Source organism: Litchfieldella xinjiangensis, from assembly GCF_000759345.1.
GTDB lineage: Bacteria > Pseudomonadota > Gammaproteobacteria > Pseudomonadales > Halomonadaceae > Litchfieldella_A > Litchfieldella_A xinjiangensis.
Map to the genome: position 1 here is coordinate 1,424,248 of NZ_JPZL01000001.1, position 26,415 is coordinate 1,450,662.

At 61.4% G+C, this 26,415-nt stretch carries 32 protein-coding genes and 1 pseudogene; 19 read left to right on the top strand and 14 right to left on the bottom strand.

Going from position 1 to position 26,415, the window contains the following annotated elements:
- Positions 1 to 73 precede the first annotated feature (73 nt).
- The 4 genes from JH15_RS06635 to JH15_RS06650 form a co-directional block, all read right to left on the bottom strand.
- Positions 74 to 952 (bottom strand): bifunctional nuclease domain-containing protein, encoded by an 879-nt coding sequence (locus JH15_RS06635; RefSeq protein ID WP_043528177.1) that lies wholly within the window; start codon positions 950 to 952, stop codon positions 74 to 76.
- Positions 953 to 1,025: 73 nt separating this feature from the next.
- On the bottom strand, positions 1,026 to 1,634 hold the full coding sequence (locus JH15_RS06640; protein ID WP_043528179.1) for a rhomboid family intramembrane serine protease: 609 nt from the start codon (positions 1,632 to 1,634) through the stop codon (positions 1,026 to 1,028).
- A gap of 22 nt (positions 1,635 to 1,656) precedes the next feature.
- Positions 1,657 to 2,886 carry an MFS transporter gene (locus JH15_RS06645; RefSeq protein WP_043528180.1) on the bottom strand — a complete coding sequence of 410 codons (1,230 nt, stop codon included), beginning with the start codon at positions 2,884 to 2,886 and terminating at the stop codon, positions 1,657 to 1,659.
- A 162-nt stretch (positions 2,887 to 3,048) separates the two neighbouring features.
- The gene (locus JH15_RS06650) at positions 3,049 to 4,056 is read right to left on the bottom strand and encodes a zinc-dependent alcohol dehydrogenase family protein (RefSeq protein ID WP_043528183.1); all 1,008 of its coding nucleotides are present in this window, start codon (positions 4,054 to 4,056) and stop codon (positions 3,049 to 3,051) included.
- Positions 4,057 to 4,275: 219 nt separating this feature from the next.
- Between JH15_RS06650 and JH15_RS18050 the strand changes: the two genes are divergently transcribed.
- Both JH15_RS18050 and ftsH read left to right on the top strand, forming a co-directional pair.
- Positions 4,276 to 4,440: a hypothetical protein gene (locus JH15_RS18050; protein ID WP_156105256.1), complete on the top strand. Its 165-nt coding sequence runs from the start codon at positions 4,276 to 4,278 to the stop codon at positions 4,438 to 4,440.
- Between the two features lie 224 nt (positions 4,441 to 4,664).
- On the top strand, positions 4,665 to 6,581 hold the full coding sequence (gene ftsH / locus JH15_RS06655) for an ATP-dependent zinc metalloprotease FtsH (RefSeq protein ID WP_081948923.1): 1,917 nt from the start codon (positions 4,665 to 4,667) through the stop codon (positions 6,579 to 6,581).
- An 11-nt stretch (positions 6,582 to 6,592) separates the two neighbouring features.
- Here the strand turns inward: ftsH and JH15_RS06660 are convergent, their stop codons facing one another.
- Both JH15_RS06660 and JH15_RS06665 read right to left on the bottom strand, forming a co-directional pair.
- Positions 6,593 to 6,997 (bottom strand): cupin domain-containing protein, encoded by a 405-nt coding sequence (locus tag JH15_RS06660; protein WP_043528185.1) that lies wholly within the window; start codon positions 6,995 to 6,997, stop codon positions 6,593 to 6,595.
- Positions 6,998 to 7,072: 75 nt separating this feature from the next.
- Positions 7,073 to 7,804, bottom strand: coding sequence for a DUF72 domain-containing protein (locus JH15_RS06665; RefSeq protein ID WP_043528186.1), 732 nt, complete (start codon positions 7,802 to 7,804; stop codon positions 7,073 to 7,075).
- Between the two features lie 123 nt (positions 7,805 to 7,927).
- On the opposite strand from JH15_RS06665, the gene JH15_RS06670 reads away from it, so the two are divergent.
- Positions 7,928 to 8,650, top strand: a complete 723-nt coding sequence (locus JH15_RS06670) for a YebC/PmpR family DNA-binding transcriptional regulator (protein ID WP_043528188.1) — start codon at positions 7,928 to 7,930, stop codon at positions 8,648 to 8,650.
- A gap of 84 nt (positions 8,651 to 8,734) precedes the next feature.
- Here JH15_RS06670 and JH15_RS06675 read toward each other — a convergent pair whose 3' ends face one another.
- The 5 genes from JH15_RS06675 to dbpA form a co-directional block, all read right to left on the bottom strand.
- The gene (locus tag JH15_RS06675) at positions 8,735 to 10,000 is read right to left on the bottom strand and encodes a DUF3618 domain-containing protein (RefSeq protein WP_052383927.1); all 1,266 of its coding nucleotides are present in this window, start codon (positions 9,998 to 10,000) and stop codon (positions 8,735 to 8,737) included.
- On the bottom strand, positions 9,997 to 10,434 hold the full coding sequence (locus tag JH15_RS06680; protein ID WP_043528191.1) for a phage holin family protein: 438 nt from the start codon (positions 10,432 to 10,434) through the stop codon (positions 9,997 to 9,999). Before JH15_RS06680 ends, JH15_RS06675 begins: the two co-directional genes overlap by 4 nt.
- A gap of 57 nt (positions 10,435 to 10,491) precedes the next feature.
- Complete coding sequence (locus JH15_RS06685; RefSeq protein ID WP_156105257.1) at positions 10,492 to 11,016, bottom strand: ATP synthase subunit B family protein; 525 nt, start codon at positions 11,014 to 11,016, stop codon at positions 10,492 to 10,494.
- Between the two features lie 220 nt (positions 11,017 to 11,236).
- Entirely contained in the window at positions 11,237 to 12,106 is an 870-nt protein-coding gene (locus JH15_RS06690; protein ID WP_043528193.1) for a PA4780 family RIO1-like protein kinase, read from the bottom strand.
- A 47-nt stretch (positions 12,107 to 12,153) separates the two neighbouring features.
- Positions 12,154 to 13,572, bottom strand: coding sequence for an ATP-dependent RNA helicase DbpA (dbpA, locus tag JH15_RS06695; protein WP_052383929.1), 1,419 nt, complete (start codon positions 13,570 to 13,572; stop codon positions 12,154 to 12,156).
- A gap of 195 nt (positions 13,573 to 13,767) precedes the next feature.
- On the opposite strand from dbpA, the gene yejK reads away from it, so the two are divergent.
- The 3 genes from yejK (at position 13,768) to JH15_RS06710 (ending at position 15,584) form a co-directional block, all read left to right on the top strand.
- Complete coding sequence (gene yejK / locus JH15_RS06700; RefSeq protein ID WP_043528197.1) at positions 13,768 to 14,763, top strand: nucleoid-associated protein YejK; 996 nt, start codon at positions 13,768 to 13,770, stop codon at positions 14,761 to 14,763.
- A gap of 180 nt (positions 14,764 to 14,943) precedes the next feature.
- Positions 14,944 to 15,132 carry a DUF3008 family protein gene (locus tag JH15_RS06705; RefSeq protein ID WP_043528199.1) on the top strand — a complete coding sequence of 63 codons (189 nt, stop codon included), beginning with the start codon at positions 14,944 to 14,946 and terminating at the stop codon, positions 15,130 to 15,132.
- A 26-nt stretch (positions 15,133 to 15,158) separates the two neighbouring features.
- Complete coding sequence (locus JH15_RS06710; RefSeq protein ID WP_043528201.1) at positions 15,159 to 15,584, top strand: DUF2267 domain-containing protein; 426 nt, start codon at positions 15,159 to 15,161, stop codon at positions 15,582 to 15,584.
- 90 nt (positions 15,585 to 15,674) lie between these two features.
- Here JH15_RS06710 and JH15_RS06715 read toward each other — a convergent pair whose 3' ends face one another.
- Positions 15,675 to 16,229, bottom strand: a complete 555-nt coding sequence (locus JH15_RS06715; RefSeq protein WP_043528202.1) for a cytochrome b — start codon at positions 16,227 to 16,229, stop codon at positions 15,675 to 15,677.
- Between the two features lie 182 nt (positions 16,230 to 16,411).
- On the opposite strand from JH15_RS06715, the gene JH15_RS06720 reads away from it, so the two are divergent.
- From JH15_RS06720 to JH15_RS06730, 3 genes are all read left to right on the top strand, one after another.
- On the top strand, positions 16,412 to 16,723 hold the full coding sequence (locus JH15_RS06720; RefSeq protein ID WP_043528203.1) for a hypothetical protein: 312 nt from the start codon (positions 16,412 to 16,414) through the stop codon (positions 16,721 to 16,723).
- Positions 16,724 to 17,269: 546 nt separating this feature from the next.
- Positions 17,270 to 17,443, top strand: coding sequence for a YqaE/Pmp3 family membrane protein (locus tag JH15_RS17730; protein WP_043528204.1), 174 nt, complete (start codon positions 17,270 to 17,272; stop codon positions 17,441 to 17,443).
- Positions 17,444 to 18,056: 613 nt separating this feature from the next.
- Entirely contained in the window at positions 18,057 to 18,923 is an 867-nt protein-coding gene (locus tag JH15_RS06730) for a diguanylate cyclase (RefSeq protein ID WP_052383930.1), read from the top strand.
- Between the two features lie 103 nt (positions 18,924 to 19,026).
- Here JH15_RS06730 and JH15_RS06735 read toward each other — a convergent pair whose 3' ends face one another.
- Positions 19,027 to 19,422 carry a nuclear transport factor 2 family protein gene (locus JH15_RS06735; RefSeq protein ID WP_043528205.1) on the bottom strand — a complete coding sequence of 132 codons (396 nt, stop codon included), beginning with the start codon at positions 19,420 to 19,422 and terminating at the stop codon, positions 19,027 to 19,029.
- A gap of 108 nt (positions 19,423 to 19,530) precedes the next feature.
- On the opposite strand from JH15_RS06735, the gene JH15_RS06740 reads away from it, so the two are divergent.
- From JH15_RS06740 to JH15_RS06750, 3 genes are all read left to right on the top strand, one after another.
- Positions 19,531 to 20,577 carry an aldo/keto reductase gene (locus tag JH15_RS06740; protein ID WP_043528208.1) on the top strand — a complete coding sequence of 349 codons (1,047 nt, stop codon included), beginning with the start codon at positions 19,531 to 19,533 and terminating at the stop codon, positions 20,575 to 20,577.
- Between the two features lie 73 nt (positions 20,578 to 20,650).
- A complete protein-coding gene (locus JH15_RS06745) occupies positions 20,651 to 21,754 on the top strand; it encodes a histone deacetylase family protein (protein WP_231566377.1) in 1,104 nt (367 codons plus the stop codon).
- A gap of 190 nt (positions 21,755 to 21,944) precedes the next feature.
- Positions 21,945 to 22,322 carry a septal ring lytic transglycosylase RlpA family protein gene (locus JH15_RS06750; protein WP_043528211.1) on the top strand — a complete coding sequence of 126 codons (378 nt, stop codon included), beginning with the start codon at positions 21,945 to 21,947 and terminating at the stop codon, positions 22,320 to 22,322.
- An 87-nt stretch (positions 22,323 to 22,409) separates the two neighbouring features.
- Here the strand turns inward: JH15_RS06750 and yghU are convergent, their stop codons facing one another.
- Positions 22,410 to 23,285 carry a glutathione-dependent disulfide-bond oxidoreductase gene (gene yghU, locus JH15_RS06755; RefSeq protein ID WP_043528213.1) on the bottom strand — a complete coding sequence of 292 codons (876 nt, stop codon included), beginning with the start codon at positions 23,283 to 23,285 and terminating at the stop codon, positions 22,410 to 22,412.
- 214 nt (positions 23,286 to 23,499) lie between these two features.
- Between yghU and JH15_RS06760 the strand changes: the two genes are divergently transcribed.
- From JH15_RS06760 to JH15_RS06780, 7 genes and pseudogenes are all read left to right on the top strand, one after another.
- Positions 23,500 to 24,051, top strand: a complete 552-nt coding sequence (locus tag JH15_RS06760; RefSeq protein ID WP_043528216.1) for a DsbA family protein — start codon at positions 23,500 to 23,502, stop codon at positions 24,049 to 24,051.
- Positions 24,052 to 24,298: 247 nt separating this feature from the next.
- Positions 24,299 to 24,571: a helix-turn-helix transcriptional regulator gene (locus JH15_RS06765; protein WP_043528218.1), complete on the top strand. Its 273-nt coding sequence runs from the start codon at positions 24,299 to 24,301 to the stop codon at positions 24,569 to 24,571.
- A pseudogene (locus JH15_RS18590) lies at positions 24,561 to 24,656 on the top strand (hypothetical protein); the annotation flags it as partial. The gene JH15_RS06765 and the pseudogene JH15_RS18590, both read left to right, overlap by 11 nt.
- Positions 24,656 to 25,060: a HipA domain-containing protein gene (locus tag JH15_RS06770; protein ID WP_197053290.1), complete on the top strand. Its 405-nt coding sequence runs from the start codon at positions 24,656 to 24,658 to the stop codon at positions 25,058 to 25,060. The pseudogene JH15_RS18590 and the gene JH15_RS06770, both read left to right, overlap by 1 nt.
- An 85-nt stretch (positions 25,061 to 25,145) precedes the next feature.
- Complete coding sequence (locus JH15_RS06775; RefSeq protein WP_043528223.1) at positions 25,146 to 25,511, top strand: RidA family protein; 366 nt, start codon at positions 25,146 to 25,148, stop codon at positions 25,509 to 25,511.
- A complete protein-coding gene (locus JH15_RS17740; RefSeq protein WP_081948927.1) occupies positions 25,512 to 25,688 on the top strand; it encodes a DUF1289 domain-containing protein in 177 nt (58 codons plus the stop codon).
- A gap of 52 nt (positions 25,689 to 25,740) precedes the next feature.
- On the top strand, positions 25,741 to 26,301 hold the full coding sequence (locus JH15_RS06780) for an HD domain-containing protein (protein ID WP_231566379.1): 561 nt from the start codon (positions 25,741 to 25,743) through the stop codon (positions 26,299 to 26,301).
- Positions 26,302 to 26,415: the final 114 nt, after the last annotated feature.

Below are 26,415 nucleotides of genomic sequence, written 5' to 3' on the forward strand. Positions count from 1 at the left end.
AATTCTCGTCGCCCTGGTGGCGCTGATCGTGCTGGCCTACAAGGGCATCGGCGTCCTGATAACGCCATTGGCCTCAAGCGTCCTGGGCCGGCGAGCGCAACCCGGGCGGCATGCGCTGGCTTGGCCGTGGCGACGGCACATCGGTCGAGATATCGAGTTCGTGGGTGTTGCCTCCCTGCCAATAACGCAACCGCACATCCTCGTCTCGCGGGGTCTTTCGAACGGTGTCGAGAAAATCCATCGGTGTCTCGGGGGGCTTGCCATTCACCGCCAGCAGCAAGGCACCCGGCTCCAGCCCCGCTTGCCTGGCCGGGCCGGATACGCCACTCACCAGTAACCCCGGCCGGTTCGGTAGAGCCAGCGCCTCGCGGAGTTCATCGTCGAGTGCAGTCACGGTGACGCCGACTGCCGTGACCACCTGGTCGTCCATGCCGCGGTATTCGATATAGCGGGAGGCGGCCATCACCTTCGGCGATACGTGAATGGTGGCACGGCCGTACAGGGCCAGGGCGATGGCGTCGCTCGGCCGGCTATCGATGTAGAGTGGCGTATCGCGCCCATCCATGTGCAGTTCCAGCATGCCCAGGAACGTCCCGCCCAACAGGTCGTCGATGTAGACCCGTTCCAGACGAGCGTCCATGTCTCGCAGCATCGTGCTGACGAGTTCATGGGTCATGGGGCGATAGGGGCGATCCCCCCGCAGCCCCCGCAAGATGGCAGTGGCTTCGACCGGCCCGACGAAGATCGGGATGACCGCCCGCTCCCCCGGCTCGCGTAGCAGGACCACGGGCGGCCCCGATGGCCCCGTAACCGCCACCGATGCGATCTCCACCTCGGCCATGTCCTCGAGCGGGACCGCAAGCTCGCGGGCGGAGGCGGTAGCGATACAATGAAGAATCAAGAGACAAGCTAGCAAACAGGCACGTATGCGGGAGCGAATGATAGGGGTCATATCCTCCTCGTCGGGGAAGCATGCTGCCATCGCTTACCAGCATGGCATCGATGGCCGAGGGCTGCCATCGAGATCAACCGCCCAGGGGAGCCAGTAGCTCCCCAATGAAGCGCGGTCCCAGCCGCGGCTCGAGCCATAGCATGAAGCCGACCCCCCAGGCGCCGCCCCACAGGTGGGCGCTATGATTGATCGTCCCCCCGCCCCGACGATCCGCCCATACCGAGTACGCCACATAGACCACCGCGAAGACGATGGCCGGCACCGGCAGGAAGAACACGTAAAGCATCGACCACGGTTGCAGCAGGATGTAGGCGAACAGCACGGCAGCCACCGCCCCCGAGGCGCCCAGGCTACGATAACGGGCATCGCCTCGATGACGCAGATGAGTCGGCAGAATCGCCACCAGGATGCCGACAAGATAGAACAGCACGAAGCCCGTGCTGCCGATCCGCGGGGTCAGGACCTGCTCCATGACCGCCCCGAAGAAATACAGCGTGACCATATTGAACAGCAGGTGAGCCCCGTCGGCATGTATGACGCCGTGACTGAGCAGACGCCACCACTGTCCCCGTGACACACCGGGCGGCCAGTAGATCAGCGCATCGAAGAGCGCACGCGAGCGCCAGGCCACGATCGATATCACCACGGTGAGCGCGATCAGTGCAAAGGTGACGATAGGCATGCTGTCTCCTGGTTGCGATATATCAGGCGGCGCTCGCCGCCTTGGGAATGGCGATGGCCGGCGTTTCGCGAATCGGCCAATGAAGCCCCATGGTAATCAGGCTGAGCACCACCCCGGCCCACCATACGACGTCATAGGTGCCCGTGGTCTCGTACAGGTAGCCGCCCAGCCACACGCCCGTAAAGCTGCCGACCTGATGACTCAGGAATACCACACCATACAGTGTTGCCATGTAGCGCGTGCCGAACATGGTCGCCACCAGCCCCGAGGTGGGAGGCACTGTCGCCAGCCACAGGAAGCCCATCACACAGCTGAACAGCATCACCGAGGTCAGCGTCATCGGCAGCAGCATGAACAGCGCAATCGCCACGGCACGTCCGGCATAGATGCCAATCAGCACCAGACGCTTGGAGACCTTGCCCGAGATCACCCCGGCCGTGAAGGCGCCGACCACGTTGCACAAGCCGATCAGGCTGATCGACCAGGCACCGACGCTGGCATCGAAACCGGCATCGACCAGGAAAGCCGGCATGTGCACGGTAATGAAGGCGAGATGGAAGCCACACACGAAGAAGCCGGCCGTCAGCAGCCAGTAGGAAGCATGGCCCCGCGCCAGCTTGAGCGTTTCGGCAAAGGCCCCCGGAGAGGCGATCCGGGCGGCCCCGTCGGGTCCCTTGTCGGAAACGGCCAGCGGCATGGCCAGCAGGGCCATGGTCAGGCTCATCAACGCCATGGCATTGAGCGCCCCGCTCCAGCCCAGCCAGTCGATCAGCCCCTGAGCGACCGGAGCCAACAGGAACTGGCCCATCGAGCCGGCTGCCGTTCCAATGCCCAGCACCCACTGGCGCTGCGTCTCGTCCACCGCGCGTGCCATGGCCGGCAACACGATGCCGAACGCCGTGCCCGCCACCCCGGCACCGACCAGCAGCCCGGCGCCACCATTCAATATCCAGATCTGGTCGACGTCGGCCGTGAGCCACAACCCAAGAGCATACAGCGCTGCACCGGCGATCACGACGCGCACCGTACCGAAGCGATCGGCCAGCCCCCCGGCCAGCACGGCAATCAGGCCCCAGCTCAGGTTCTGTATAGCCAGGGCCAGACCGATGACGTCACGCCCCCAGCCATTGGCTTCATTGAGCGGCTGAACGAATAGCCCGAAGCTGGACCTCAGCCCAAACGACAGCATCAACAGCAACGAGCCACACAGGATCAACCACCAGGTGGCGGCAGGCAGACGAGCGGAACGCATGACGGCTTCTCCAAGGGGTGAGCGAGGACAATATCGTACGCTTGCGAAGGATCGTTTTAGCACGTTCCCCGCGTCCCCGGAATGACCGCGCCGCTGCTATCAACGAGCGACGCCGCCATCAACGAATGCCGACGGCGGCGTCCCGGCGGTGATGACCGGGGTCTAGAATTCCAGGCAGATCTTGCCGAAGTGCCGCCCGGCTTCCTCATGGCGGAAGGCGTCGGCGATCTCGTCAAGCCCGAAGGTGCTATCGATGACCGGCCGCAACCCGGTGGACTCCAGACCGCGCACCATTTCCTGCTGATGAGTGCGGCTGCCGACGATCAAGCCCTGGAGCCGGGCCTGCTTGGCCATCAGCTTGGCGGTGGGGATGTCACCGCCACGCCCGGTCAGCACGCCAATCAACGAAATGTGGCCGCCAATGCGTACGGCATCGATGGATTGCGGCAACGTACCCGGTCCACCGACCTCGATGATGTGATCGACGCCGCGCCCGCCGGTGAGAGCCTTGACCCGCTTGCCCCATTCCGGCTCGGTCTTGTAGTTCAGGGTCTCGTCGGCGCCGAGTTGCTTGAGCTTCTCGATCTTTTCGTCGGAGGACGACGTGGCAATGACATGCGCGCCCATTGCCTTGGCCAGTTGGACCGCAAAGATCGAGACGCCGCCAGTGCCCAGTGCCAGCACGCTCTCGCCAGCCTTGAGATTGCCATCGACGACCAGGGCCCGCCAGGCGGTGAGCCCCGCCGTGGTCAGGGTGGCCGCCTCGGCGTGGCTGTAGCCTTTGGGCGCGTGGGTGAACCAGGTCGCGGGCCGTACCACCTGCTCGCGCGCGTAGCCATCGAGTCCATCGCCGGGCGTGGTCTTGAAGTCACCGACCCGAGCCGGACCATCCAGCCAGTAGGGGAAGAAGGTCGAAACTACCGAGTCGCCGACCTTGAACTCCTCGACCCCCTCGCCGACGGCTTCGACACTACCTGCGCCATCGGACATGGGGATACGGCCGTCCTCGGTGGGCATGGCGCCCGAGACGACACCATAGTCATGAAAGTTGAGCGAACTGGCGTGAATTCGAACGCGGATCTCGCCTGGGCCCGGTTCGCCGGGGCTCTCACGTTCGCTCAGCGCGAGCTTGTCCAGTCCACCGGGGCTCTTGAGTGTTACGACCTTCATCAGCTGTCTCCTTATCGTGAATCGTTCATCGACATTGGCAGTCTCGCCGCTATCTGACAAGCGGTGCACTTTGGGCAAAACTTAATCGGACCCATGGGGTCAAAGTATTTGTCGCAACCCGCGAGGGCTGCCACTATGCAAGTGACAGCGCCGGCTCAACAATATGCAGCGCCGCTCGATCCCGGGTATTGCACCCCTACACATCAGGAGGATAGCCCCATGGGAATTATCGAGACTCTCAGCGCAGGTGCGGCCGCAGCGGCCCTGCTGGCCTTTGCCGTCCACCTCCTTCGCGAGAGCCAGCAACGTCCCATTCGCAAGGAAGTGCGGATCGACGAACACGAGCGAGACATTCGACACCAGCGTCGTCACTCCCGCGACTGACGCTATCGCATTGCTCTATCGAATTGCTTGAGACATGTCCGGCCGGGCTCAAACCCGGCCGGTTTCTTTTGGGTATCGCTTCGATACTGCACGCGTGAACGTGCTCCACTGCCCTCTTCCATGGCGCCTCGACACGATCGTTGCGTCGCCCTCCCGAACCCGGCTTGTAAAAATCGGCTAATCCTCCCAAGGTTTGTAGGGATAGTCAGGATCAGGGAGACCTCATGTCACAGGAAGACCAATCATCGGAGCAACGCCCCAGCCAGAGCCGCAAGGATGCCAAGGGCTGGGATCCCAACGCTGACTTTCGCAAGAACCTGGGGCGACAATGGATGGTGTTCTTCTGGATCTCGCTAGGGATCCTTCTGCTTTTCTATTATCTCGACACCACGCGCCAGCCCCAGCACACCGAGATCGCCTACTCTCAGTTCCTCGACGCCGTGGTATCCGGCTACGTCGATGAGGTCACCCTGCGTGGCCAGGATATCGAAGGGTCCTTCAACGCCCAGGGCGCCACCGATCTCGATGTCGGCGACGCCGAAACCTTCGAGACCACCCGTCCCGATGTCGAGAGCCAGCGATTGCTGGACCGGCTGGAAGCCAATGATGTGACGATCAACGCCCGCCCCATCGACCCGCCCTGGTGGCAACGGGTGCTGGTCGGCGCCTTGCCGTGGATACTGATGCTGGGGTTGTTGTTCTGGTTCTGGGGCCGCATGCAGCAAAAGGCGATGTCGGGGGGCGGCGGCCCGTTCGGGCTGGGACGCTCCAAGGCCAAGAAGGTCCAGCGGGAAGACAGCAGCATACGCATGCAGGACGTGGCCGGCTCGGACAATGCCAAGCAGGAAGTTGCCGAAGTCGTGGATTTCCTCAAGTCGCCGGAGCGCTTTCGCGAGCTGGGCGCCAAGATACCGCGCGGGGTATTGATGATGGGCCCGCCCGGCACCGGCAAGACGCTACTCGCCCGTGCCGTGGCCGGCGAGGCCGACGTGCCGTTCTTCAGTATCAGCGGCTCGGAGTTCATCGAGATGTTCGTCGGGGTCGGCGCCTCGCGGGTACGCGACATGTTCAAGCAGGCCCGTGAAGAAGCCCCCGCGGTGATCTTCATCGATGAGCTGGATTCCATCGGCCGCGCCCGGGGCACCGGCATGGGCGGTGGGCACGACGAGCGAGAGCAGACCCTGAACCAGATCCTGTCGGAGATGGACGGCTTCTCCGAGGAAGAGGCCGTGGTGGTGTTGGCGGCGACCAACCGTCCCGATGTGCTCGACCAGGCATTGCTACGCCCCGGCCGTTTCGACCGCAAGATCACGCTGGAGCGCCCGCACCGAGAAGCGCGCCTGGCGATTCTCAAGGTACACACCCAGCACAAGCCCCTGGCCGATGACGTCGACCTTGAGCGCCTGGCTGAAGTCACGATCGGCTTTTCGGGGGCCGAACTCGCCAACCTGGCCAACGAGGCCGCCCTGCTGGCCGGTCGCCGGGATCTGCAATCGATCGATTGGCACTGCTTTACCGATGCCCGCGACCGCCTGTTGCTGGGTGAGATGCGCGAGTCGGGCATCTCCGAAGAGGAGCGCCACATCGTGGCCTATCACGAGTCGGGGCACGCCCTGCTCGCCCATCTCTTGCCGCATGCCGATCCACTGGAGAAGGTCACGGTGATTCCGCGTGGCCAAGCGCTCGGGGTCACCGCCCAGGTGCCCGAGGAGGAGCGTTACAACTTCAACGAGTCGTACCTCAAGGATCGCATCGCGGTCATGTTCGGGGGTCGCCTGGCAGAATCGATCGTCTTCGGCGAGGTCAGCAACGGGGCCGAAAACGACCTGCAGCAGGCCACCCAGCTGGCGCGGCGCATGATTGCCCACTGGGGCATGAACCAGCGGATCGGGCCCGCCGCCTTCCCGCAGAGCCAGGAACACGTTTTCCTGGGCAAGGAGATGGGGCAAGGCCGCGAGCATAGCGAAGCCACCGCCGCCATGATCGACGACGAGATACGCGCCATGCTCGGAGACATCGAGCAGCAGGCTCGTGAACTGCTCGAACGCCACCGTGACAAGTTGGATGCCCTGGCCGGTGAACTCGAAAAGCGCGAAACGCTCGAGGTCGAGGATATCCGGCGCATCCTAGACGGCGCCTGAACGCTCCGGCATCAGGCCGGTATCTTGCGGTGCTGGGTATTTTCCCCCGGCGTGATGAACAGCATCAGCGCCGGGGCCCGAACCCGGGCGGTATGCCATGTCGAACGGGGGATAATGGCGTAATCGCCTACCGTGTCGAGCTCCACGTCACGCCCGCCCCCGTCTGCCTCCAGCATGAACGTGACCGCTCCCGAAAGCAGGCAGACGATCTCATCGCCCATCGGATGCATCTCCCAGGCGCTCCAGTCTTCGGCAAAGACGTGATAGCTGATGAGATATTCGTCATGAAAATTGCCCAGCTGACCGGTCGATAGCCGCTCCCAGAAGCTCTCGTCTACCGTCAGAGGTTCTGCAGAAGCATCGGCGCGCAGGCGTAGATAGGTATTCGTGAAATGAAACGGGCCGGACTGGGGCATCTTGGCTGGCCTCTCAGTGGGGTAATCCCTTCGATTCAGCATAGCAGAGCGACCCAGCGCCGCTGTCCATCTTCCTCATGACGCCAGAATGTCGTCCCGTAGTGCTTGGGCGTTATGCACGGCATGCCCCGCCTGGTCATTATTGAAATAGGCATAGACATCGCGGCCTTCGGCCAGCCAGTCAAGGATGCGCGACGCTTCCTGGCGCAGGAAGGCGCTGCTGTAGCTGCCGGTATAATGCTCACCGTGATAGCGAAGGTATACCCAATCGGCGGTCAGTGTGCGCGGATGCTCGTCGAGCATGTCGTGGATACACAGCGCGGCTCCATGCTCGCGCAGCACCGAAAAGACCTCCTCGTTGAGCCATTCGGCGTCGCGAAACTCAAAGGCCCAACGGACCTTGCCGGGTGCGGTCTCGAGGAAATCCGCAAGACGATCAGGCCGCGCCTTCCAGCGTGGCGGCAACTGGACCAGCACCGGTCCCAGATGCGTCCCCAGGCGCTTGGCCACCTCGAGGAAGGTGTTCACACTGTTCTCCGGTTCCTTGAGACGCTTGATATGGCTGCCGTAACGGCTGAACTTGAGCACATATTCGAAACCCTTCGGCGCCGCCTCCTTCCAGGCATCGAATGTTTCTGCGCTGGGCAGGTTGTAGAACGTATTGTTGATTTCCACCGTGTCGAAATGCTCGGCATAGAAGTCGAACCAGCGAGTCTGGGGCAGATCCTTGGGATAGAAGCGTCCACGCCAGTGTTTGTACTGATAGCCTGATGTACCGACACGCAATTGACCCCGCTTGTGACTCATCGTCCGCTCCTTGTGACGTAGCATGCTGCCTGGGAGTGTAGCCGTCGGGGCGAAATAAACCTGTTCGCAGTCGGGTGAGTTCAGTAAGATTCCCCGGTGTCAATGACGTAACAGGACAGCAAGATGGGTAGGGCTTTCCAGAACCGCAAGGAATCCATGGCCAAGACGGCCGCCGCCAAGACCAAGGTCTACAGCAAGTATGGCCGCGAGATCTATGTCTGTGCCAAGCAAGGCGGTGTCGACCCCGCCGGCAACTTGTCGCTGCGCGGCTTGATCGACCGAGCCAAGAAGGATCAGGTGCCCTCGCACGTGATCGATAAAGCCCTGGACAAGGCCAAGGGGGCCGGTGGCGAAGATTTCTCCCCCGCCCGCTACGAAGGTTTCGGCCCGGGCAACTGCATGGTCATCGTCGACTGCCTGACCGACAACCCGAATCGTACCTTCGGTGACGTGCGTGCCTGTTTCACCAAGACCAAATGCAAGATCGGTACGCCGGGCAGTGTCAGTCACATGTTCGACCACAGCGCGATCCTGGCCTACAAGGGCGACGATGAAGAAGGCGCCCTGGAAGCCTTGATGGAAGCCGACGTGGACGTCACCGACATCGAGAACGAGGATGGCATGCTTACGGTCTTCGCGCCGCATACCGAGTATGCCAAGGCCAAGCAGGCCTTGATCGATGCCTTCGGCGAGATCGATTTCGAGGTCGACGAGATCCAGTTCGTGCCCCAGACCCTGATGCCGGTCGAAGGCGAAGACGTGGCCATGTTCGAGAAATTCCTGGATATGCTCAACGATCTCGATGACGTGCAGAACGTCTATCACAATGCCGAGATCGCTCAATAAGGCAGAGAAGCGCATCCGCACTGCCTGCCCACAAAAAACCCGGCTCATCGCCGGGTTTTTTGTGCAGATTGCCTTTATCGAAAATCAGACGCCACGCGTCGGATTCTGATTACCCGGTTTGGACGAGTAATTGTTGTCCGACTCCGGCGTGTTACCGCCTTTCTTCGAAGCCTCGTTCTTTACTTCGCCTGTGCTGCTGGTGCCGGTACCCGTGCGGCTGTCGCTGCCCGAGCCTGCCTTGGCATATTGCTGCTCATTGGTGGCGTTAGCACCTGTCGTGCTCTTGTCGCTACCTGATGAGTTCGCGCTGCCAGACTTGGCACCACCCGAGTTCGAGCTATCCGAGTTCGAGCGAGCCTGCTCGGCTTTCTCATGGATCTTTTCCTGGGCGCGTTCCGCCTGTTCCTGGACTTTCGCCTGAGCACGCTCGGCCTGCTCCTGGCCGGTTTCGCGGGCCTTGTCCAGAGTACGATCGCGCACATCGCCCATGTACTCGTCTTCGTAGCGCGTGGAGGGGAACAGGCTGCCCAAGGCGGCGCCTACGGCGATCCCCAGCGCGCCCGCTACCAGCGGATGCTCGCGAACGAACTGATGAGTCTGGTTGCCGGCGTTGCGGGCACGCTGCGAGACGCCACTCGAGGAAGAGCCCGAACCACCGCTATTGCTGCGGAATTGAGATGCCTTGTTGCGCATGTTGTCTCCCATGTGCTGAGCACGCTCACCGGCCTGGCTGCCCATATGGCGTGCACGATCGCCGGCGTGCTGGGCGCTGCCCTTGGCCTTGCCCATCATCTGCTGTGCCTTTTCGGTCATGGCACCCAGGCGGCCCTGCTTCTGGTCGCTGCCGACACTCGGCGTGGCCGTGGAGTGAGTCGCCGACGCGCCCACCGATGCCGGGTCGTGCCCCATGGTGGTGGTTCCCGCGCCGGTCACCGTGACAGTCGACCCATCGGCCTCCATGCTGTGCACGGCCATGTCATCGGCAGGCACCGGCAGGTGCGAGGCATAGGATGAATGGTTGCCGATATTGCCCAATGGCCCGGTATCGCCGATATGCGAACGGGTATACCCCGAATCGTGCTGGTTGGACTTGCGCTGCGAAATCAGCAGCCAGCCAAGGCCGATCCCGGTCACCATGATGGGAAGCGGATTGTCCTTGATGGTGCGCCCGACGCTGGACGCGATATCGTTGGCGCCGCCTTGGCGCAGGTATTCGTACGTCGTATTCATAAGCTGTTGCGGTGAGAACCGCTCCTCGAGTTCGTGAAGTGTGTGATCCAGACGTTCACGCGTCTCGTGGATCTCGTTTTCAATGTCTTCCGGACTGCGCGGTTGGTTGTCCTGGCTCATCGCTGCCCCTCCATGACCGACCGTTCATGCTCCTTGGCGAACTCCTTGTCGCGGCGGAGGCTGGCCATGGTGCGGTTCGGCATCAGGTTCTGGCTTTTCAGCTTCTTCCTGCCGCTCTGCAGCATGATGAAGCCAATGAGCATGACCACGCCGCCGACGATCAATGCCCCAAGCCAAGGGGTCGTCTCGGGGGGCAGTACCTCGTTCAAGCCGAAGACGGCGGCGGCGAGCAGTACCAGCAAGCCGCTGAACAGTACCGCACCAGCTACGGCGATCGCGGCGATGCCGCCCATGGCCTGGCTGGTCTTCTGTGACATTTCCGCCTTGACCAGCTCGGTCTCTTTGCGCACCAGCGCAGTGACCTCTCGGGTCAGACTGGAGAACAGGGCACCGATCGAGGAGCCTTCGGCCCGGGTTCTATTTTCTGTTTCCATTTCTATCGCCTCCCTGGCTCGTTCTGAAAAACAGAGTAACGCTACTCAGTGATGTGCTCAGTAGCGATGGGAACCCGGAGTGTCGTTGCGATGCTCACCGGAACTGCGCAGGAAACGAGACATCAGGAAACCGGCCGCGATGGCGCCACCCACGAACAGGGCAGGCTGACGACGACCGTAGTCGCGTGCCTGATTCAACAGATCGGACAGGTCGCGTTCACGAAGCCCCTGGGACAGCACATCGGAGCGCCGCGCCAAGTCATTCACGCATCCTGAGAAATAAGGTTGCTGCTGATTGTCGAACTCATCGGCCATCTTGTGCAGCACGGTGGAAAATTTCTCCGCCTGTTCGGCGGCGGCGTCCTTCTGCCGGTCAAGCAGGCCCTCGGCCTGTTGCCGAGCTGCATCCTTCACCTCTTCGGACGTGCTACGCGCTTGCTGCTTGAACTCTTCGCCCTCTTGCTTGAACTCTTCACGCTGCGATCCCTGGCTACCCGCCGTCTGGGAATTCGTAGCGGAGGGTGAGCTAGTGTTAGCGCGCTTGTCTGAATCGACCATATCGCCACCTCCGTGTATCGTCATGTCAGATCGTGTATCCAACAAGGGCTCTCAATGCCCATGACTTGTAGAAAAAACGTCTGCCTCATTCCGAAAAGTAGTTCTCCACTACTCACTGTCAATGGACATTTCCGTGTCGCAAAGTAACTGTCGGGGCTGCCGTAGTGCGCTTGGTGGTTCGCTGTCGCAATAAAAAACCCGCCACAGGAGGCGGGTTTCTACATACATCAGCTAAACACAGCGATCAGTCGTCGCGCTCGCCCCACTCATCTTCCTGCCAGTGCTGGGCGCTGCCCTCGTCGTGCTCATTGCGGACATCGTCGATTACAGCCAGCAGGTCGTCGAGTTCGACGCGTCGTGTATCGTGCTTGAAACGTCCACTCAACGGGCTTTCGGGATGCAGCTGACCAGATTCGTAGAGGGACCAGATCTCCTTGGCATACTGGGTTTCGAGCAACTCCGGCGCAAAGCGTCCGAAATAGGCACGCATGTTGTTGACGTCCCGCTCGAACATCATCTCGGCACTGTTGTTGCCAGCGGCATTCACTGCCTGAGGCAGATCGATGATTACCGGACCTTCCGGTCCCAGCAGCACATTGAATTCGGACAAGTCACCATGCACAAGGCCGACAGATAGCATGCGCACCACCTCGAGCATCATCCAGCCATGGTATTCTCGCGCCTGCTCTGGGGTAAGCGTCACATCGTCCAGACGCGGAGCCGCGAATCCGTCAGCATCGGTGACCAAATCCATCAGCAGTACGCCATCGATGAAACCGTGCGGCGTTGGCACACGCACGCCCGCAGCCGCCAAGCGATAAAGCGCATCGACTTCGGCGTTGAGCCATGCTTCTTCCTGCTCTTTCTGGCCGTAGCGCGTCTTCTTCTCCATCGCCCGGGCACGCCGCGTATTGCGAACCTTGCGCCCTTCCTGATACTGCACGGCCTGCTTGAAACTACGCTGGCTAGCTTCCTTGAATACCTTGGCGCAACGCAGCTCGCCACCGCTGCGCACGACATAGACCTGGGCTTCCTTGCCACTCATCAACTGCGAGACGACCTCTTCGATCAGGCCATCGTCGAGCAGCGGCTGCAATCGCTTGGGTACTTTCATGATCCTCTCGCGTTCCCGGTCCGTGTTTGTCGTCGTGGCGGCGTCGATCAATACGCGACGCGTCGAGCCCGAAACGAACGACCCTTGATTTTACCTGCGCCGAGCTGGGCCAACGCCTGCTTGGCAACCTCACGATCCACGGCGACGTAGGCGCTGCGCTCCTGCACCTTGATCTTGCCGACGTTTTCCCCGGCGATGCCACCCTCCCCGGTCAACGCGCCGAGGATATCGCCCGGACGAATCTTCTGCTTCTTGCCCCCATCGAGCTGCAATGTTGCCATGCGCGGCCTCATCGGATCGCGCGACAAGGCGCGCGACGAGGGCAGCGGCGTTGTCTCGAGCGGCTGCTGGAGATAATCCGACAACCGCTCAAGCCGATAGGCCTCACCCTCGCCCACCAGCGTGAAGGCTTCACCCTGCTCTCCGGCGCGCCCGGTGCGTCCCACGCGGTGGACATGCACCTCGAGTTCACGGGCGATACGGTAATTGAATACCGCGTCCAGCGTCGAAATGTCCAATCCCCGGGCCGCGACATCAGTCGCAACCAATATCGAGATACTGCCGTTGGCGAACAGCACCAGGATACGTTCCCGGTCTCGCTGCTCCATATCGCCATGCAGAGCCAACGCGCTGAAGCCCAATTCACCGAGCGCCCTGGCCACGTCGTCCGTCTCGCGGCGGGTATTGCAGAACACCACGCTGGTCTCGGGTCGCTTCTCCAACAGCAGTAACTGCAGGGCCTCGATACGCGACGCGTCATCGTCCTTGACCCAGTAAAAGTGCTGTCGAATGGTCGTTTCGTCGTGGGCGTCGGCCACCGTCACCGTCAGGGGGTCGCGCAGCATGCGCTCGGCAAGGGGACGCACGGCATCGGCATAGGTCGCGCTGAACAGCAGCGTCTGACGCGAAGAAGGCGTTTCGGCGACGATCGCCTCGAGGGTCGCCTGAAAGCCCATGTCGAGCATGCGGTCGGCCTCGTCCAGCACCAGCACATTTAGCGCCGACAGTCCCAGCGAGCCCTTGCGAAGGTGTTCCTCAACGCGCCCCGGCGTGCCCACCACCACGTGCGCGCCATGCGCCAGCGAATCCAGCTGGGGCCCCAGTGGGGCGCCGCCACAAAGCGTGAGCACCTTGACGTTGGCCAGGGTCCGCGCCAGCCGACGCAGCTCTCCGGCCACCTGATCGGCCAGTTCGCGTGTCGGGCACAATACCAGCCCCTGCACCTGGAAACGGCTGACCTCGAGCCCGGCGAGTAGCCCGAGACCAAAGGCTGCCGTCTTGCCGGAGCCGGTCTTGGCCTGCGCCAGCACATCGCGGCCAGCCAGGATCGCCGGCAGGCTCTGGGCCTGTATCGGTGTCATGGTCTCGAAGCCCAGCGAATCCAGATTGCTCAGCAGAGCCGAGGGAAGCGACAACGTCGAGAAGGTTGCCGACGAATCGTTGGCGGAGTCGGTCACGTTGAACATCCTATGAATGGCGGCGACAAGGCGCGCAGGCGAAGCGGAGGGAATACCGGCTAGCGAAGGTCGCGTATACGCGGGAAGGCGCGCAGGATAGCAGAGCGGCGCCGAAAATGCGCGGGCCACGTCGCCGGGGCTTGGCGATCACGTTATCATCAACGACCTGAAATTTGTCACGCCAGCCGGTGCCTGCCAACGCCTATGCCGATTCTTCACAGCATCATCCATCATCTCGACAAACCCGACCCCGGGGCGCCCACTACGCTGCGAGCGGGCCAGAAACACGCAGCCACGAATGCCATGGACGACCTCCTGGCAAGCGTCAACGACAGCTTCCATGCCAAGCCCAAGGCCTGGGGCCACTTCAGCGACGAGGCTGGCAGCAGCGCCTTCCCCGCGGGACTGCACCGCTACATGGAAGGCGATAGCGACTTCGCCACGTTCACGGCCGAGATCGGGGAACGTCTGAAAACGCTGATCGACGATCATCTCTCTGTGGGCGGGCCGGTGCTTTTCGTGCACTACCGGCAGGGCGAAGCCGAGTACCTGAGCCTGGCGCTCCTGCACCACCGCTCCGGCTTCGGGATCGACGACAACCTCAACGTGCGGACGGTGCACCAGCTCAACCTGAGCCAGCTCACCCTGGCCGCGCGGGTCGACATTACCCAATGGCGAGGCGGAACATCCAAGCAGTACGTGTCGATGATCAAGGACCGCGGCGGCAAGAAGCTCGCCGAGGGGTTTCGCGATCTGCTCGGCTGTGTCGAAGGCGTCGATTCCAGTGGCGAGACGCGTACCCTGCTCAAGGCCTTCAGCGATTACGTCGAGCGCGAGGATTACGATGAAACCCAGAGCCGCGAGAAAACCGACACGCTGATCGACTATGCCAGTAGCCAGGCCCGCCGCGGCGAGCCGATTACCCTGGATGAGCTTTCCGAATTGGTCGACGAACAGCAGCCCAAGGCCTTCTACGACTATATCCGCAACAAGGATTATGGCCTGTCGCCGGAAATCCCCGCCGACCGCCGCACCCTGCAGCAGTTTCGTCGTTTCACCGGCCGTTCGGGCGGCGTCTCGATCAGCTTCGACTCCCACCTGCTGGGTTCCGGGGTCGAATACGACAACGAGCGTGACCGGCTGATCATCAAGCAGGTACCCAAGCAACTGCGCGACCAGATCAAGAAGCGAGACGAGTGAACCTACGGGCGGTTACCGAATGCCAAGCTCGGTAACCACGTGCCGTTTGGCGAGGCGCACAAGGACTGACTAACCTGAAACAGCATCGGCTCGCGAGGGTTCATGCCAGCGAGCAGCACGCGTTAAGCGAAGGCGCGCAACATTCGAAGGCGAGAGTGATACCACCAGGAGGGTGACGCTATGCCAGCCAAGTCTCAAGCCCAGCAAATGGCCGCCGGGGCGGCTCTTTCCGCCAAACGTGGCGAGAAGAAGGTCAGTGAGCTCGAAGGCGCTTCCAAGGATATGTACGAATCCATGAGCGAGGAAGAACTCGAGAAGATGGCCTCGGCCAAGCAGAAGGGCAAGCCGGAACACAATCGGAATTCGTAAGCGCATTTGCTGCACAGGAGTTGACAATGAGCGATACCGGGCTGGATATCTTCGATAAGACGCTCCAGAGCACCCATATCTGGCTGGACGATCTCAAGGAAGTGCACCGGCAGGACAAGCAATCGGCTTGGCACCTGCTCACGGCCACCTTGCGTACGCTGCGCGATCAGCTCCCTCCCGACCTGGTGGCGCATTTCGGCGCCCAACTACCCATGTTGTTGCGCGGGGCGTATTACGAGCAATACGACCCGGCGAACCACCCCAACCCCAGGCGTGACCGCGCCTCGTTCGTGAATCGTGTCGAGGAGACCCCTACGGCGACAGGCACGGTGACTGAAGAAGCCGTCTCCTCGGTATTGCGCGTGGTCAATCAGCGGGTGGATTCAGGGATGGTCGACAAGGTTCGCAATGCCCTGCCCGACGATATACGTGCGCTGTGGCCTGCTGCTTGAAACAGGCACACCCCACACCGCTAGCAAACGCCCGCCGGATGGCGGGCGTTTTTGTTGCTAAAAACGTAAGGAATCGATAAGCCGGCCCGGCTAGAAAAGGCTCATCCGCTTCATGACGCCATCGCGTACGAACAGCCAGTGATAGAAGGCCCCGGCGATGTGAAGGGCCACGAGCACAAGAATCGTCCAACCTACCCAGGCGTGCCAGGTATAGAGTTGCTCGGACAAGGCCTCGTTTTCCCCCATCAGAGGCGGCAGGGTCCAGTGAAAGAACTGCACCGGAAATCCCCCGGTGGCAGTGGCTACCCAACCGAGGACCGGTTGAACCAGCAGAACCAGGTACAACAAGGCATGCACGCCATGGCTGAGCGTGTACTGGAAGGCGGAAAGCGGCGGGTCATGCAGCGGCACCACGAAGATACTGCGCGTCACGACCCGAGCGATCATCAGGCCCAGAATCATCACGCCGAGTGTCTTGTGTGCGGTGTAGAGCAGATTGGTCATCGCCATGCCCAGCGCATCCCGCGCGCCTTCGAAGCCCAGGGCCCCCAAGGTCAGCCCCGTCGCCAGCGAGAACAGCAGCACGGCGGCAACTAGCCAATGCAGCACGCGATGAGGATATGCGTAGCGATCAGTTTCATGCATGGCGACACCTGCAGATAGCGAACCCAAGTTAAGCCTAGCCGATGATGGCGTCGCCCGTTACTTATCGTGACTTCAGGAAGCTGCGCCCGGTGCCGATAATCGGTAGTATGACTGTGTGACATCGTCGAAACGGAGTAGGAAGCACGCACGAACATTCTATCCAGCCAGCATCGGAGGTTCTCATGAAGGTCTATAAACCTGAATGGCGCTGCACGTTCAACGTGAGCGAAGACGCAGAAGAATCAGCCAGCTGGAAAGCGCGACTCGCCTGGCGGTTGCGAAAGTTTGCCGACCGGATGGACGGCGACTCAAGAACGTTCAAGCTAGAATGCAACCTTACCCCCGAAATCAGCCAGCAGGATTTTTCGACCTGCCTGGGGAAAGGCTTCGAGGTCACCCACAGCTTGCTCACTCAACTCGCTCATCAGGCAGCCTGCGAAGACGTCATGCGTGATGCCAAGGCAGAGCTTTACGAGGAAGGCGAACAACGCTGACGGGACGACATAAGACCCTGACAATAAATGATGCGCACGAGACCACGAAAAAGCCTGCCGATTGGCAGGCTTTTTTGTGGGTGCCACCACAAGGATGGACCGCTATAGGTCGACGCAATCCGGGCGAAAGGGGGAGATCGAAGATTTGCGGCAAGCAGATATGATTAGGCCCCGGCGCTAACGCCGGGGCCAGTGATGCGCGGCCAGTCATTGGGCTCCTTCGACACTCTCGGCTTCCTGCCGATCCGCCTCGTCCCTGAGGCCCGGGACATCCTGTCCCTGTGTCATTCCTTGCCCGATACGCCACGATGGCTCTTACAACCAAAACGGCTAGGCTACTTCCGTGTAGCGAGTGGCACCGCGCATCGCCATCAACACGCCACACTCTAAAGTATTAACGAACGTTATGCAAATAGGTATCCAACATCGCTTTTCTGTTTGGTTTCGTAATCCCGGCGAACGTAGCCTGCCTCTCTCTGTCACACTGGTAGCTGCAACGTTTTCAGGCGTTGCACTCCATTTGACCGGAAGCAAAGGAGAGGCTTCATGGCATTTACCGCAACAGACCCGATCAAGATGATCTTTGCTGTCATCCTGCCGCCCGTCGGGGTCTTTCTCGAGGTCGGGCTAAAAGGACATTTCTGGCTCAACATCCTGCTGACCATGCTCGGCTTCATCCCGGGGATCATCCACGCGTTCTACGTCATATTGAAGCACTAGGATGAATTGAATATCGCCCCAGCTTGGCGGCGAAACGGATACCCAACGCAGGGCGTTGGGTATCCGACCATGCAAAGTGTCGCTTTCCCCTGCCTTCATCCCACCCGCTGTCTCCAAAAGCTAACGCAGTAAGTATTTGTTTATTTTATATAAGTTACTTTTGTGCAGATAAGTGTCTGCAAATGGCAACGTTTCCCGGTCGTGGAGTGACGGATTTAAGCCCGGTAGACAGGGCCCTTCATACCATATGATTTCAAGCAAATGTTTTATAACGGATTTAATAAAGTTGGCACTGCATTCGCACTATACAGAACAAGACTGGGAAAGGGAGAACGGAGCATCGACCAGCCCCAGTAACGGAGGCACTTGATACGCCAAGGATTGGCGCCGACGGGAAGGATCCCGACAAGTGTCCCCACTCTTTACCGCTGGTCGCTCCCGCAAGGCGCGGCCAGCCAGCAAGACCCTTCAGTTCCCTGCGTACCTTGGGCCGCTCTGCGGCCCACTTTTTTTTCAGCTGCCCCACCCGCGCATTCATACGGGACAGATTCAGCAGCGACAACGGAACGCGACGCGGTAACGCGAGAATGGACTCTGACACGGGAATACCTCAATGGATATGAAGCCCAAGCAGCGATTGTTGACGCGCCCCAACCTGGTGATCCTTGCCGTGGGTGCCGTATTGCTCTGCATGGCGGTGCTTGCGCTTCCTCAAGTCTCATCACCGATGGCCATACTCCCCCCGGATGCCCTGCAAGCCGGCCTGGCCTTGCTGGCCTTCTTCTGTGGCGTTGGCCTGTCCGGGGCGCTCATCCTGCGCCCCATGCATCGCACCTACCGGGCCCGAGTGAAGCAGCTGCGCAGTGAACGGCAGCAGCTCGAACTGCTCAACGGTGAGCTATATCGTCAGGCCTCCAGCGATGGCCTGCTTGGCATGGCCAATCGCCGCGAGTTCGAGCGGGTCCTGGAGCTTGAGTGGCGCCGTGCAGTCCGTGAACGCCAGCCGCTGGGCCTGTTGATGGTCGATGTCGATCATTTCAAGATCTTCAACGACACCTACGGCCACGTGGCTGGCGATAGCTGTCTCCGCCAGATTGGCAAGGTGCTGGAATCGGCTGCCACCCGGCCCGGGGATATCGTCGCTCGCTACGGCGGTGAAGAGATCGTCATCCTGATGCCGCGTACCGACCTGGACGGCGCCAGCCATTTGGCGAGGCGTGTTCATGCCCTGCTGGCCGAGCGTGCCATTGCCTTTCCCGACTCGCCCATTGCCGATCATGTCACGGTGAGCATCGGTGCGACGTCTATCCTACCGGCGCACAAATCAACGCCGCTCTCTCTGGTCAGGCAAGCCGATGAAGGGCTTTATGTCGCCAAGGAAAACGGCCGCAACCGCACCGAGGCTATACCGCGGCTACGCCTGGTGGGGTCCGACACGCCCTTCGGCTCGACAGGCCCCGACATGGCCAGCGGGTCGTAACTCACCGTTTCCACGATTTCCTACGCACTGCTTACTGTTTCCTGCGTACCTTGGGCCGCCATCGAGCGGCCCTCTTTTTTTGGCTCGTACTAAACCATCTGGCTCATGCCGCGACGGGCCGATTGATCTCGATGATTCGACAAATACAGCCATCGCTGAAGTCGAACTCCATACGGCTCTCCAGCGCCAGCGTTTCGCCTTTCTGCGGGCCATCGGGCAGATCGAAGGCCATCACGCCTTCGAAATCCATATCGACCGCCGCCGGCTCATCGTCCAGCCGATACCGCAACACCTCGAAGTGCCGCGATGAGAATAACGTTCTCGAGTGCTCGGCCAATCGCCGGAACTGCTCCTTGCCCAGGGCCCTGGCGCTGCGTTGGCCATTGAGCACATAGCTGAACTCGATGCGGTCATGCATGACCGCCAGCATCCGATCGATATCGAAGGCGTTATAGGCATCCAGATAGTGATCGATGAGTACGCGCTTCTCGTTTTCCATACCATCACACTCGCAGGTTGAGGGTTAACGAATGCTGTTCGATAAGTCTTAAAGGAGTGTAGTTGGACTAGGCTTTGCCAACACCCCAAATACCTTCAGGAGTCACGCATGCGTTATCGCAACTTCGGCAACACCGGGCTATTCGTTTCCGAGCTGTGCCTCGGCACCATGACCTTCGGCGGCGAAGGCGAACTGTGGAGCAAGATCGGCGACCTCCAGCAGAGCGACGCCGACGCCTTGATCGGCCGCGCCCTGGATGCCGGCATCAATTTCATCGATACCGCCGATGTCTATTCCGAGGGGCTGTCCGAAACCATGACCGGGCAGGCGCTGAAGAATCTCAAGGTGCCACGCGACGACGTCGTGGTAGCCACCAAGGTGTTCGGCGACACCGGCCAGGGCGTGAATGCGCGTGGGCTGTCACGCTATCACGTCATGGAGGGCGTCAAGGCGAGCCTGAAACGCATGCAGCTCGACCATATCGACCTGTACCAGGTTCACGGCTTCGATCCGGCCACGCCCATCGAGGAGACCTTGAGCGCGCTGGATACGTTGGTACAGCATGGCCACGTGCGCTATATCGGCGTGTCCAACTGGGCGGCATGGCAGATCGTGAAGGCGCAGGGCATTGCCGAGCGCAAGGGCCTCAACAAGTTCCAGTCGCTACAGGCCTACTACACCTTGGCCGGCCGCGACCTGGAGCGCGAGATCGTGCCCATGCTGCAAAGCGAGGGGCTGGGCCTGATGGTATGGAGCCCGCTGGCCGGCGGCCTGCTCAGCGGCAAGTACACCCGCGAAGGCCAGGCCGAGGCCGGCAGCCGCCGCGCCGTCTTCGACTTCCCCCCGGTGGAGATGGAACGCGCCTACGACTGCATCGACACCATGCGCAGCATGGCCGAAGCCAAGGGCGTGAGCGTCGCACAGATTGCGCTGGCCTGGCTGCTGCATCAACAGGCGGTGACCAGCGTCATCGTCGGCGCCAAGCGAATCGAGCAACTCGACGACAACATCGCTGCCACCCAGGTCAGCCTGAGCGACGACGAACTCGCCGAGCTCGACCGTGTCAGTCAGCTGCCGCCTGAATACCCCGGCTGGATGCTCGAACGCCAGGGCGAATATCGTCGCGAGCAACTACGGGCCTCGGCCAAGCGATAACGCGACTACCCTGTAGACAAGGACATGCCTGCAGTAGGGGCTGTCCGTTCTTGGCATCCAGGGAGGCAGGCCTTTGATTGACGATCGCGATGTGCTGGTGATACACGACGACCGGATGCTGGCGCATCGGCCGAACGCAGAAGAGCCCTTCCAGCCGGGCAAGCTCGATAGTCGTGTCCAGGCGCTGCTGGGGGGCCTGTTCGAAGGCGCCAGGGATAAGTGGACCTACCCGGAGCACCCCGGGCGCCTGCTGGCCATTACCGAACTGCTGACCCGCGAGCCCGTGCCCGGGGTGCGCTATGCCACGGCCCGCCCCGCCACCGAGGATCAACTCGGCCGGGTGCATGCCACGTCCTATATCGAGAACATCTACGCCCTGCGGGGCAAGCAAGCGTGGCTGGATGCGGATACCACGGCCGTATCCCCGGGGAGCGTCGATGCCGCCGAGGTGGCCGCCGGCGCGGCCATTGCCGCGGTAGACGCCGTTATGGAAGGACGGGCCGGCAGCGCCTTCGCCCTGTGTCGTCCGCCGGGACACCACGCGGATGCGGTGCGGGCGCGCGGCTTCTGCCTGTTCAACAACGTGGCCGTGGCCGCCGCCCATGCCCACGCCAAACTGGGCTGCGGACGCGTGCTGATCATCGATTGGGACGTCCATCACGGCAACGGCACCCAGGATATCTTCTGGGCGTCACCCGATGTGATGTTCTTCGATACCCACCGAGCCCCTCCGTTCTACCCCGGCTCCGGCAACAAGGAAGAGATCGGCGCGGGCCTGGGCGAAGGGTTGACCGTCAACGTGCCTCTGCCGGCCGGCTGCGGCGACCCGGCGCTGGTCAAGGTCTACCGCGAGATCCTGACCCCGGCGGTCGCCTGGTTCAAACCGGACCTGATCCTGGTGTCCGCTGGCTTCGACATGCATCGCCTGGATCACTGCATGAACCTGAGTTACAGCGGTTTCGGCGCCCTGACCGGCATCGTTCAGGGGCTCGCCGACACGTACTGCAATGGCCGCCTGGCCATGGTGCTGGAGGGTGGCTATAACCTCGAATCGTTGGCGCGAGGGGTGCATTCCGTGCTCGAAGTGCTGGCGGGGGCCGAGCCTCCAGCGATAGAAGAACCTGGAATTAGCGAGGTCGCGGAGCTCGCCGACTATCATCGAGAAGCCTTCCACTAGCGGTGTGATTTTCGTCTGAAACGCCATCGGCGCCCTACGCTCACGATTCGCTTTTATCGTGTGGCGAACGGTGCCCAACGTCGCCAAGGGTTGCCGCCCCTGCCAACCCCGGTTACTATCCAACTTGCCTTCAGGGCCCTCATTGCCTCAATGGACGCAAACGCCGTTACATGAACCATGAGGATCTTCCATGGGAAGTCCAACCAAGTTATTGCTGGCCTGTGCACTCGCCGGCCTGCTGACCGCCGGTAATGCAATGGCGCATCAGGCTTCAGGCGAGACCCAACGCGGCATCGCTTCGTACTATAGCGATAGCCTGCAGGGTTCCCCCACGGCCAGTGGCGAGCCCTACGAGCCGCAGGCGCTGACAGCTGCTCACCCCACCCTACCGCTGGGCACGACGGTGGTCGTCACCCGCCCGGATACCGGCCAGGAAGTGGAAGTGCTGATCAACGACCGCGGGCCCTTCGTCAAGGGGCGCATCATCGATCTTTCCAAGCGTGCTGCCCGCATGCTGGGGATGATCAACCGGGGCACCGTGCCGGTCATGATCACTCAGATCGACTGATAAAACGCCACGCCAGAACGACACATGCCGGCCCCAGGGCCGGCATGTGTGTTTCAGCCCAACGCTTAGTGGGCTCAAGGTGTGAGGTTATTGCTGCTCGCCCAGCTTATCCTGCGTGCGGGTCTCGAAATCGCTGGCATCGTGGCGCTCATGCAACTGCTCATGAGGCTCGCCGAAATTGCGGTTGACCATGCGCCCGCGTTGCACCGCCGGACGTGCGTCGATCTCCTTGGCCCAGCGTATGACATGTTCGTACTCCTGCACCTGCAGGAATTCACCCGCCTCATACACCCGGTTCAACACCACCTGCCCGTACCAGGGCCAGGCGGCCATGTCGGCGATGGTGTATTCATCCCCACCCAGGTAACGGGTTTCCGCCAGACGCCGGTTGAGCACATCGAGCTGCCGCTTGGCTTCCATGGTGTAGCGATCGATGGCGTACTCGATCTTGATCGGCGCATAGGTGTAGAAGTGGCCGAATCCACCGCCCAGGAACGGCGCGCTGCCCATCTGCCAGAACAGCCAGTTGAGCGTTTCGGTGCGGGCCGCGTGTGCCTTGGGCAGGAAGGCATCGAACTTCTCGGCAAGATAGAGCAGGATCGACCCGGACTCGAATACCCGGGTCGGCTCGGGGGTGCTGTGATCGACCAGCGCCGGAATCTTGGAGTTGGGGTTCACCGCGACGAAACCGCTACCGAACTGATCGCCCTCGCCGATACGGATCAGCCAGGCATCGTACTCGGCGTCCTTGTGGCCCAGTTCCAACAGCTCCTCGAACATCACCGTGGCCTTGACCCCGTTAGGCGTCGCCATCGAATAGAGCTGGAACGGGTGCTTGCCGACCGGCAATTCCTCGTCGTGGGTGGGCCCGGCAATCGGCCGGTTGATGCTGGAAAAGTGCCCGCCGCTGGCCTTTTCCCAGGTCCAGACTCTCGGCGGCGTATACTCGCTATCCTGGCTCATGATGACTCCTTTCTCTCAATCGATATAAGCGATACGGGGCAGGCGCCTTGTGTATCACGACTGAGTGAAAGGTAGCGGGTTAAGGATGTTCCTTCGAGCCCCGCCCTTTCGCCGTGTTACGTTTTACGCTGGCCCCTCTGCTAGGGTTATCGCTATTCGACGAGGTCACCGGACACGGTGACAGCCAGACATCAGGGACAGCAAGGAGGTCAACATGGCTAACGATTGGCATGCCGATCCACTCGTGTGGGGCAACGGCCCGAGATTGCTTGAAGTCTTTCTGGAACCGACCTGCCCGTTTTCGGTAAAGGCATTCAAAAAGCTGGATGACTTTCTAGCCCAGGCCGGCGACACCCAAGTACGGGTGCAACTCTGGTTCAATCCACAGCCCTGGCACCTGTTCTCACCCATCGTCACGCGGGCGATCGTCGCCGCCTCGACCTTGGAAGGCGGTAAGGAAACCGCCAAGAAGGTCATGACGGCCGTGGCCGACCATCGCGAGGAATTCGTCTTCGAGAACCACAGCGTCGGGCCGAATCGCGACGTGACGCCTAATACGATTATCGAACGGCTGGAATCCTACAGTGGTGTCTCGCTCACCCAGGCCTTCGAAATTGCCGATCTGGATAGCGCCGTGAAGCGTCACGCCAAATATTCCCGCCAGAACGGCATCCATACCACCCCGACCTTCATGGTCGACGGCCTGGTCGATCCCGGCATGGGTAGCGGGGACGATGTGAGCGACTGGGTGAAACGCTTTCAATAGCTGATTGCAGCCATGGCGTCGGCCGCTCGCTGCACGAATACCCCGAGGAAATCGCCACCTGGCCCACCCGCGGCGACAAGCGGCGTATCAACAAAGGCCTGGTGCTAACCTGCTCTGGATTACCGCTCGGTAATTACGCTCAACGCATCGTCCTAAACGTGGACGGCAGTTACCGATCGGTAATTATAATTGCAGATAGGAAAACTCGAGCCTAGAATTACCGAACGGTAATCACACATAGGTTCTCATGCCTACCAACGACGCCTCCGCACACTTAGCCCGATTAGCCACGCCCGTTCGCCATAGCGAAGACCTTGGTAAGCTGGTGCGCCAGCTGCGTACCGAGCAAGGCCTGTTGCAGATCGATCTGGCCGGCCTCGCCGGCACCGGAAACCGCTTCATCGTTGACCTGGAGCGCGGCAAGCCCACCCTTCAACTGCAGAAGGTATTGGACCTGCTGGATCTGATGGGGCTCGAGGTAGTGGTGCGGCGCAAGGGCGGTAACCACCATGGCGAGTGACGATGCCCTAGAGGTTTACCACGGCGACAGGCATGTCGGCAGGCTGTATAACGCTCACCCCTTACGGTTCGAGTATGCCCCGGCGTGGCTGGAGCATCCCGCAGCGGTGAGCCTGTCACCCTCCCTGCCCCTCACGCAGCCGACGAAGGGCCACGGTTGGCACCGTTCTATGATTTGATGAGCACGACACTCTACAGCGGCCTCTCGCGCCGCTTCGCGTTTCGCATCGCCGGTGAGGATCGCCCCGGCAGCATCGAGCGTTCACACCTGGAAACGATGGCCCGCGCGATGCGATTTCAGCCACGCTACTTCCTGCGCCAGGGGCTCGACCTCGCCGAACGCATGCCGGCCGCCATCGATAGCACCCTGGCTACTTTCAGTGCAGAGGCCCAGCGAGGCACCGAGCAAACGCTCCTGGAGAGGTTGCAGCAACGGCTGCTTAGCAATTGCCGGAAGCTGCCGGAGCGGTGGGCCGTTGGCCAGGGTTGAGCGCAAGCGCGCCATGCAGATCGGCTCTCGAAGGTGGGCAGCCAAAAGCCGCTGGCGGGGTGACCAGAGCGGGTATGGAGAATGAATGATGGCCAAGAATGAACGCGGAAAGTTGGAGCGACGACTCGTCGCTTCGCTGACCCATGCCTGCGAGCAGGCCAAGCCTCTGTTGCCCGGCTTTTGCTGGCTGACCCATGAGGTCGATTATCAGTACTTCCCCGAGAGCCTGGTGGTGACCTGGGTGTTCGACACCCACCCCAACCTGGCGAATGCACTCAAGGGCGATGCCCGCCGCTGTATCGACAACCTGACCGCCGAGGCTTTGGCCGAGGCCGGCCTCGATGTCGGTGACGTCTCACGGCATCTCGATTTCGATAGCGAAGACGCGTGCCAGCGGGAGCACGGCGGCGACTGGCAGCGTCGGCTACGCGCCAAGACAACGAGGCATTGAATGGCCAAGACGATCGAAAGCCCCTGTGTCTCGATATGCCAACTGAAAGGGAACCTGTGTATCGGCTGCGGCCGCACGGTGGACGAGATACGCCACTGGAAAGCCATGAAGCGGCCGGAAAAGATGAAGACGGTGAAGCGAGCCGAGGAACGCCTGAAGAAGATCCCGCGCGATTGAGGCTGGTAAAGGTGAAGCGGAGCGCGTTACGAAGCGAGTTACGGAGAGAGTCATGGAGAGCGTGGCCGGTATGGACGACCTAGCCGAACGGGCGGCGCTGTTCAGCCGGGCCACCCACCAAGCCGTTGGGCAGCGACGCAAGTACACCGGCGAGCCCTACTGGCACCATCCGGTGGCCGTGGCAGCGATGGTATCAGCGGTCGAGGCGGCGACACCGGCGATGATCGCCGCCGCCATTCTGCATGATGTGCTGGAGGATACCGGCGTTTCGGCGATGGATATCGAGGCGTGCTTCGGCGAGCAGGTCGCCATCCTGGTCCAGGAGTTGACGGATCACTTCACCGATCCGGACATCGGCAACCGCGCTCACCGCAAGGCGTTGGAGCGTGACAGGTTGGCCGAGGTTTCCCCTGAGGCTCAGACCATCAAGTACGCCGATCTGATCGACAACACCGAAAGCATCGTCGCGCGAGATCCTGGCTTTGCCCGGGTCTATCTGGCCGAGAAGCGCCAACTCCTGATAGCGATGACAGGGGGCGACCCGGCGCTGAGGCGCAAGGCCTGGGGCATCTTGATCGAAAGTGAGGCGAAGATTCGCGGCGTTACGAAATAAATAACGTTGCGCCCGTGGCCGGACCCTGGCACCCATCAGTGCAGCGTCTCGACGATTCGGCAACGGCGCGAGCAGGCCCTTAAACCAGACCCCAAAAATCTTCTTTTTAACTCC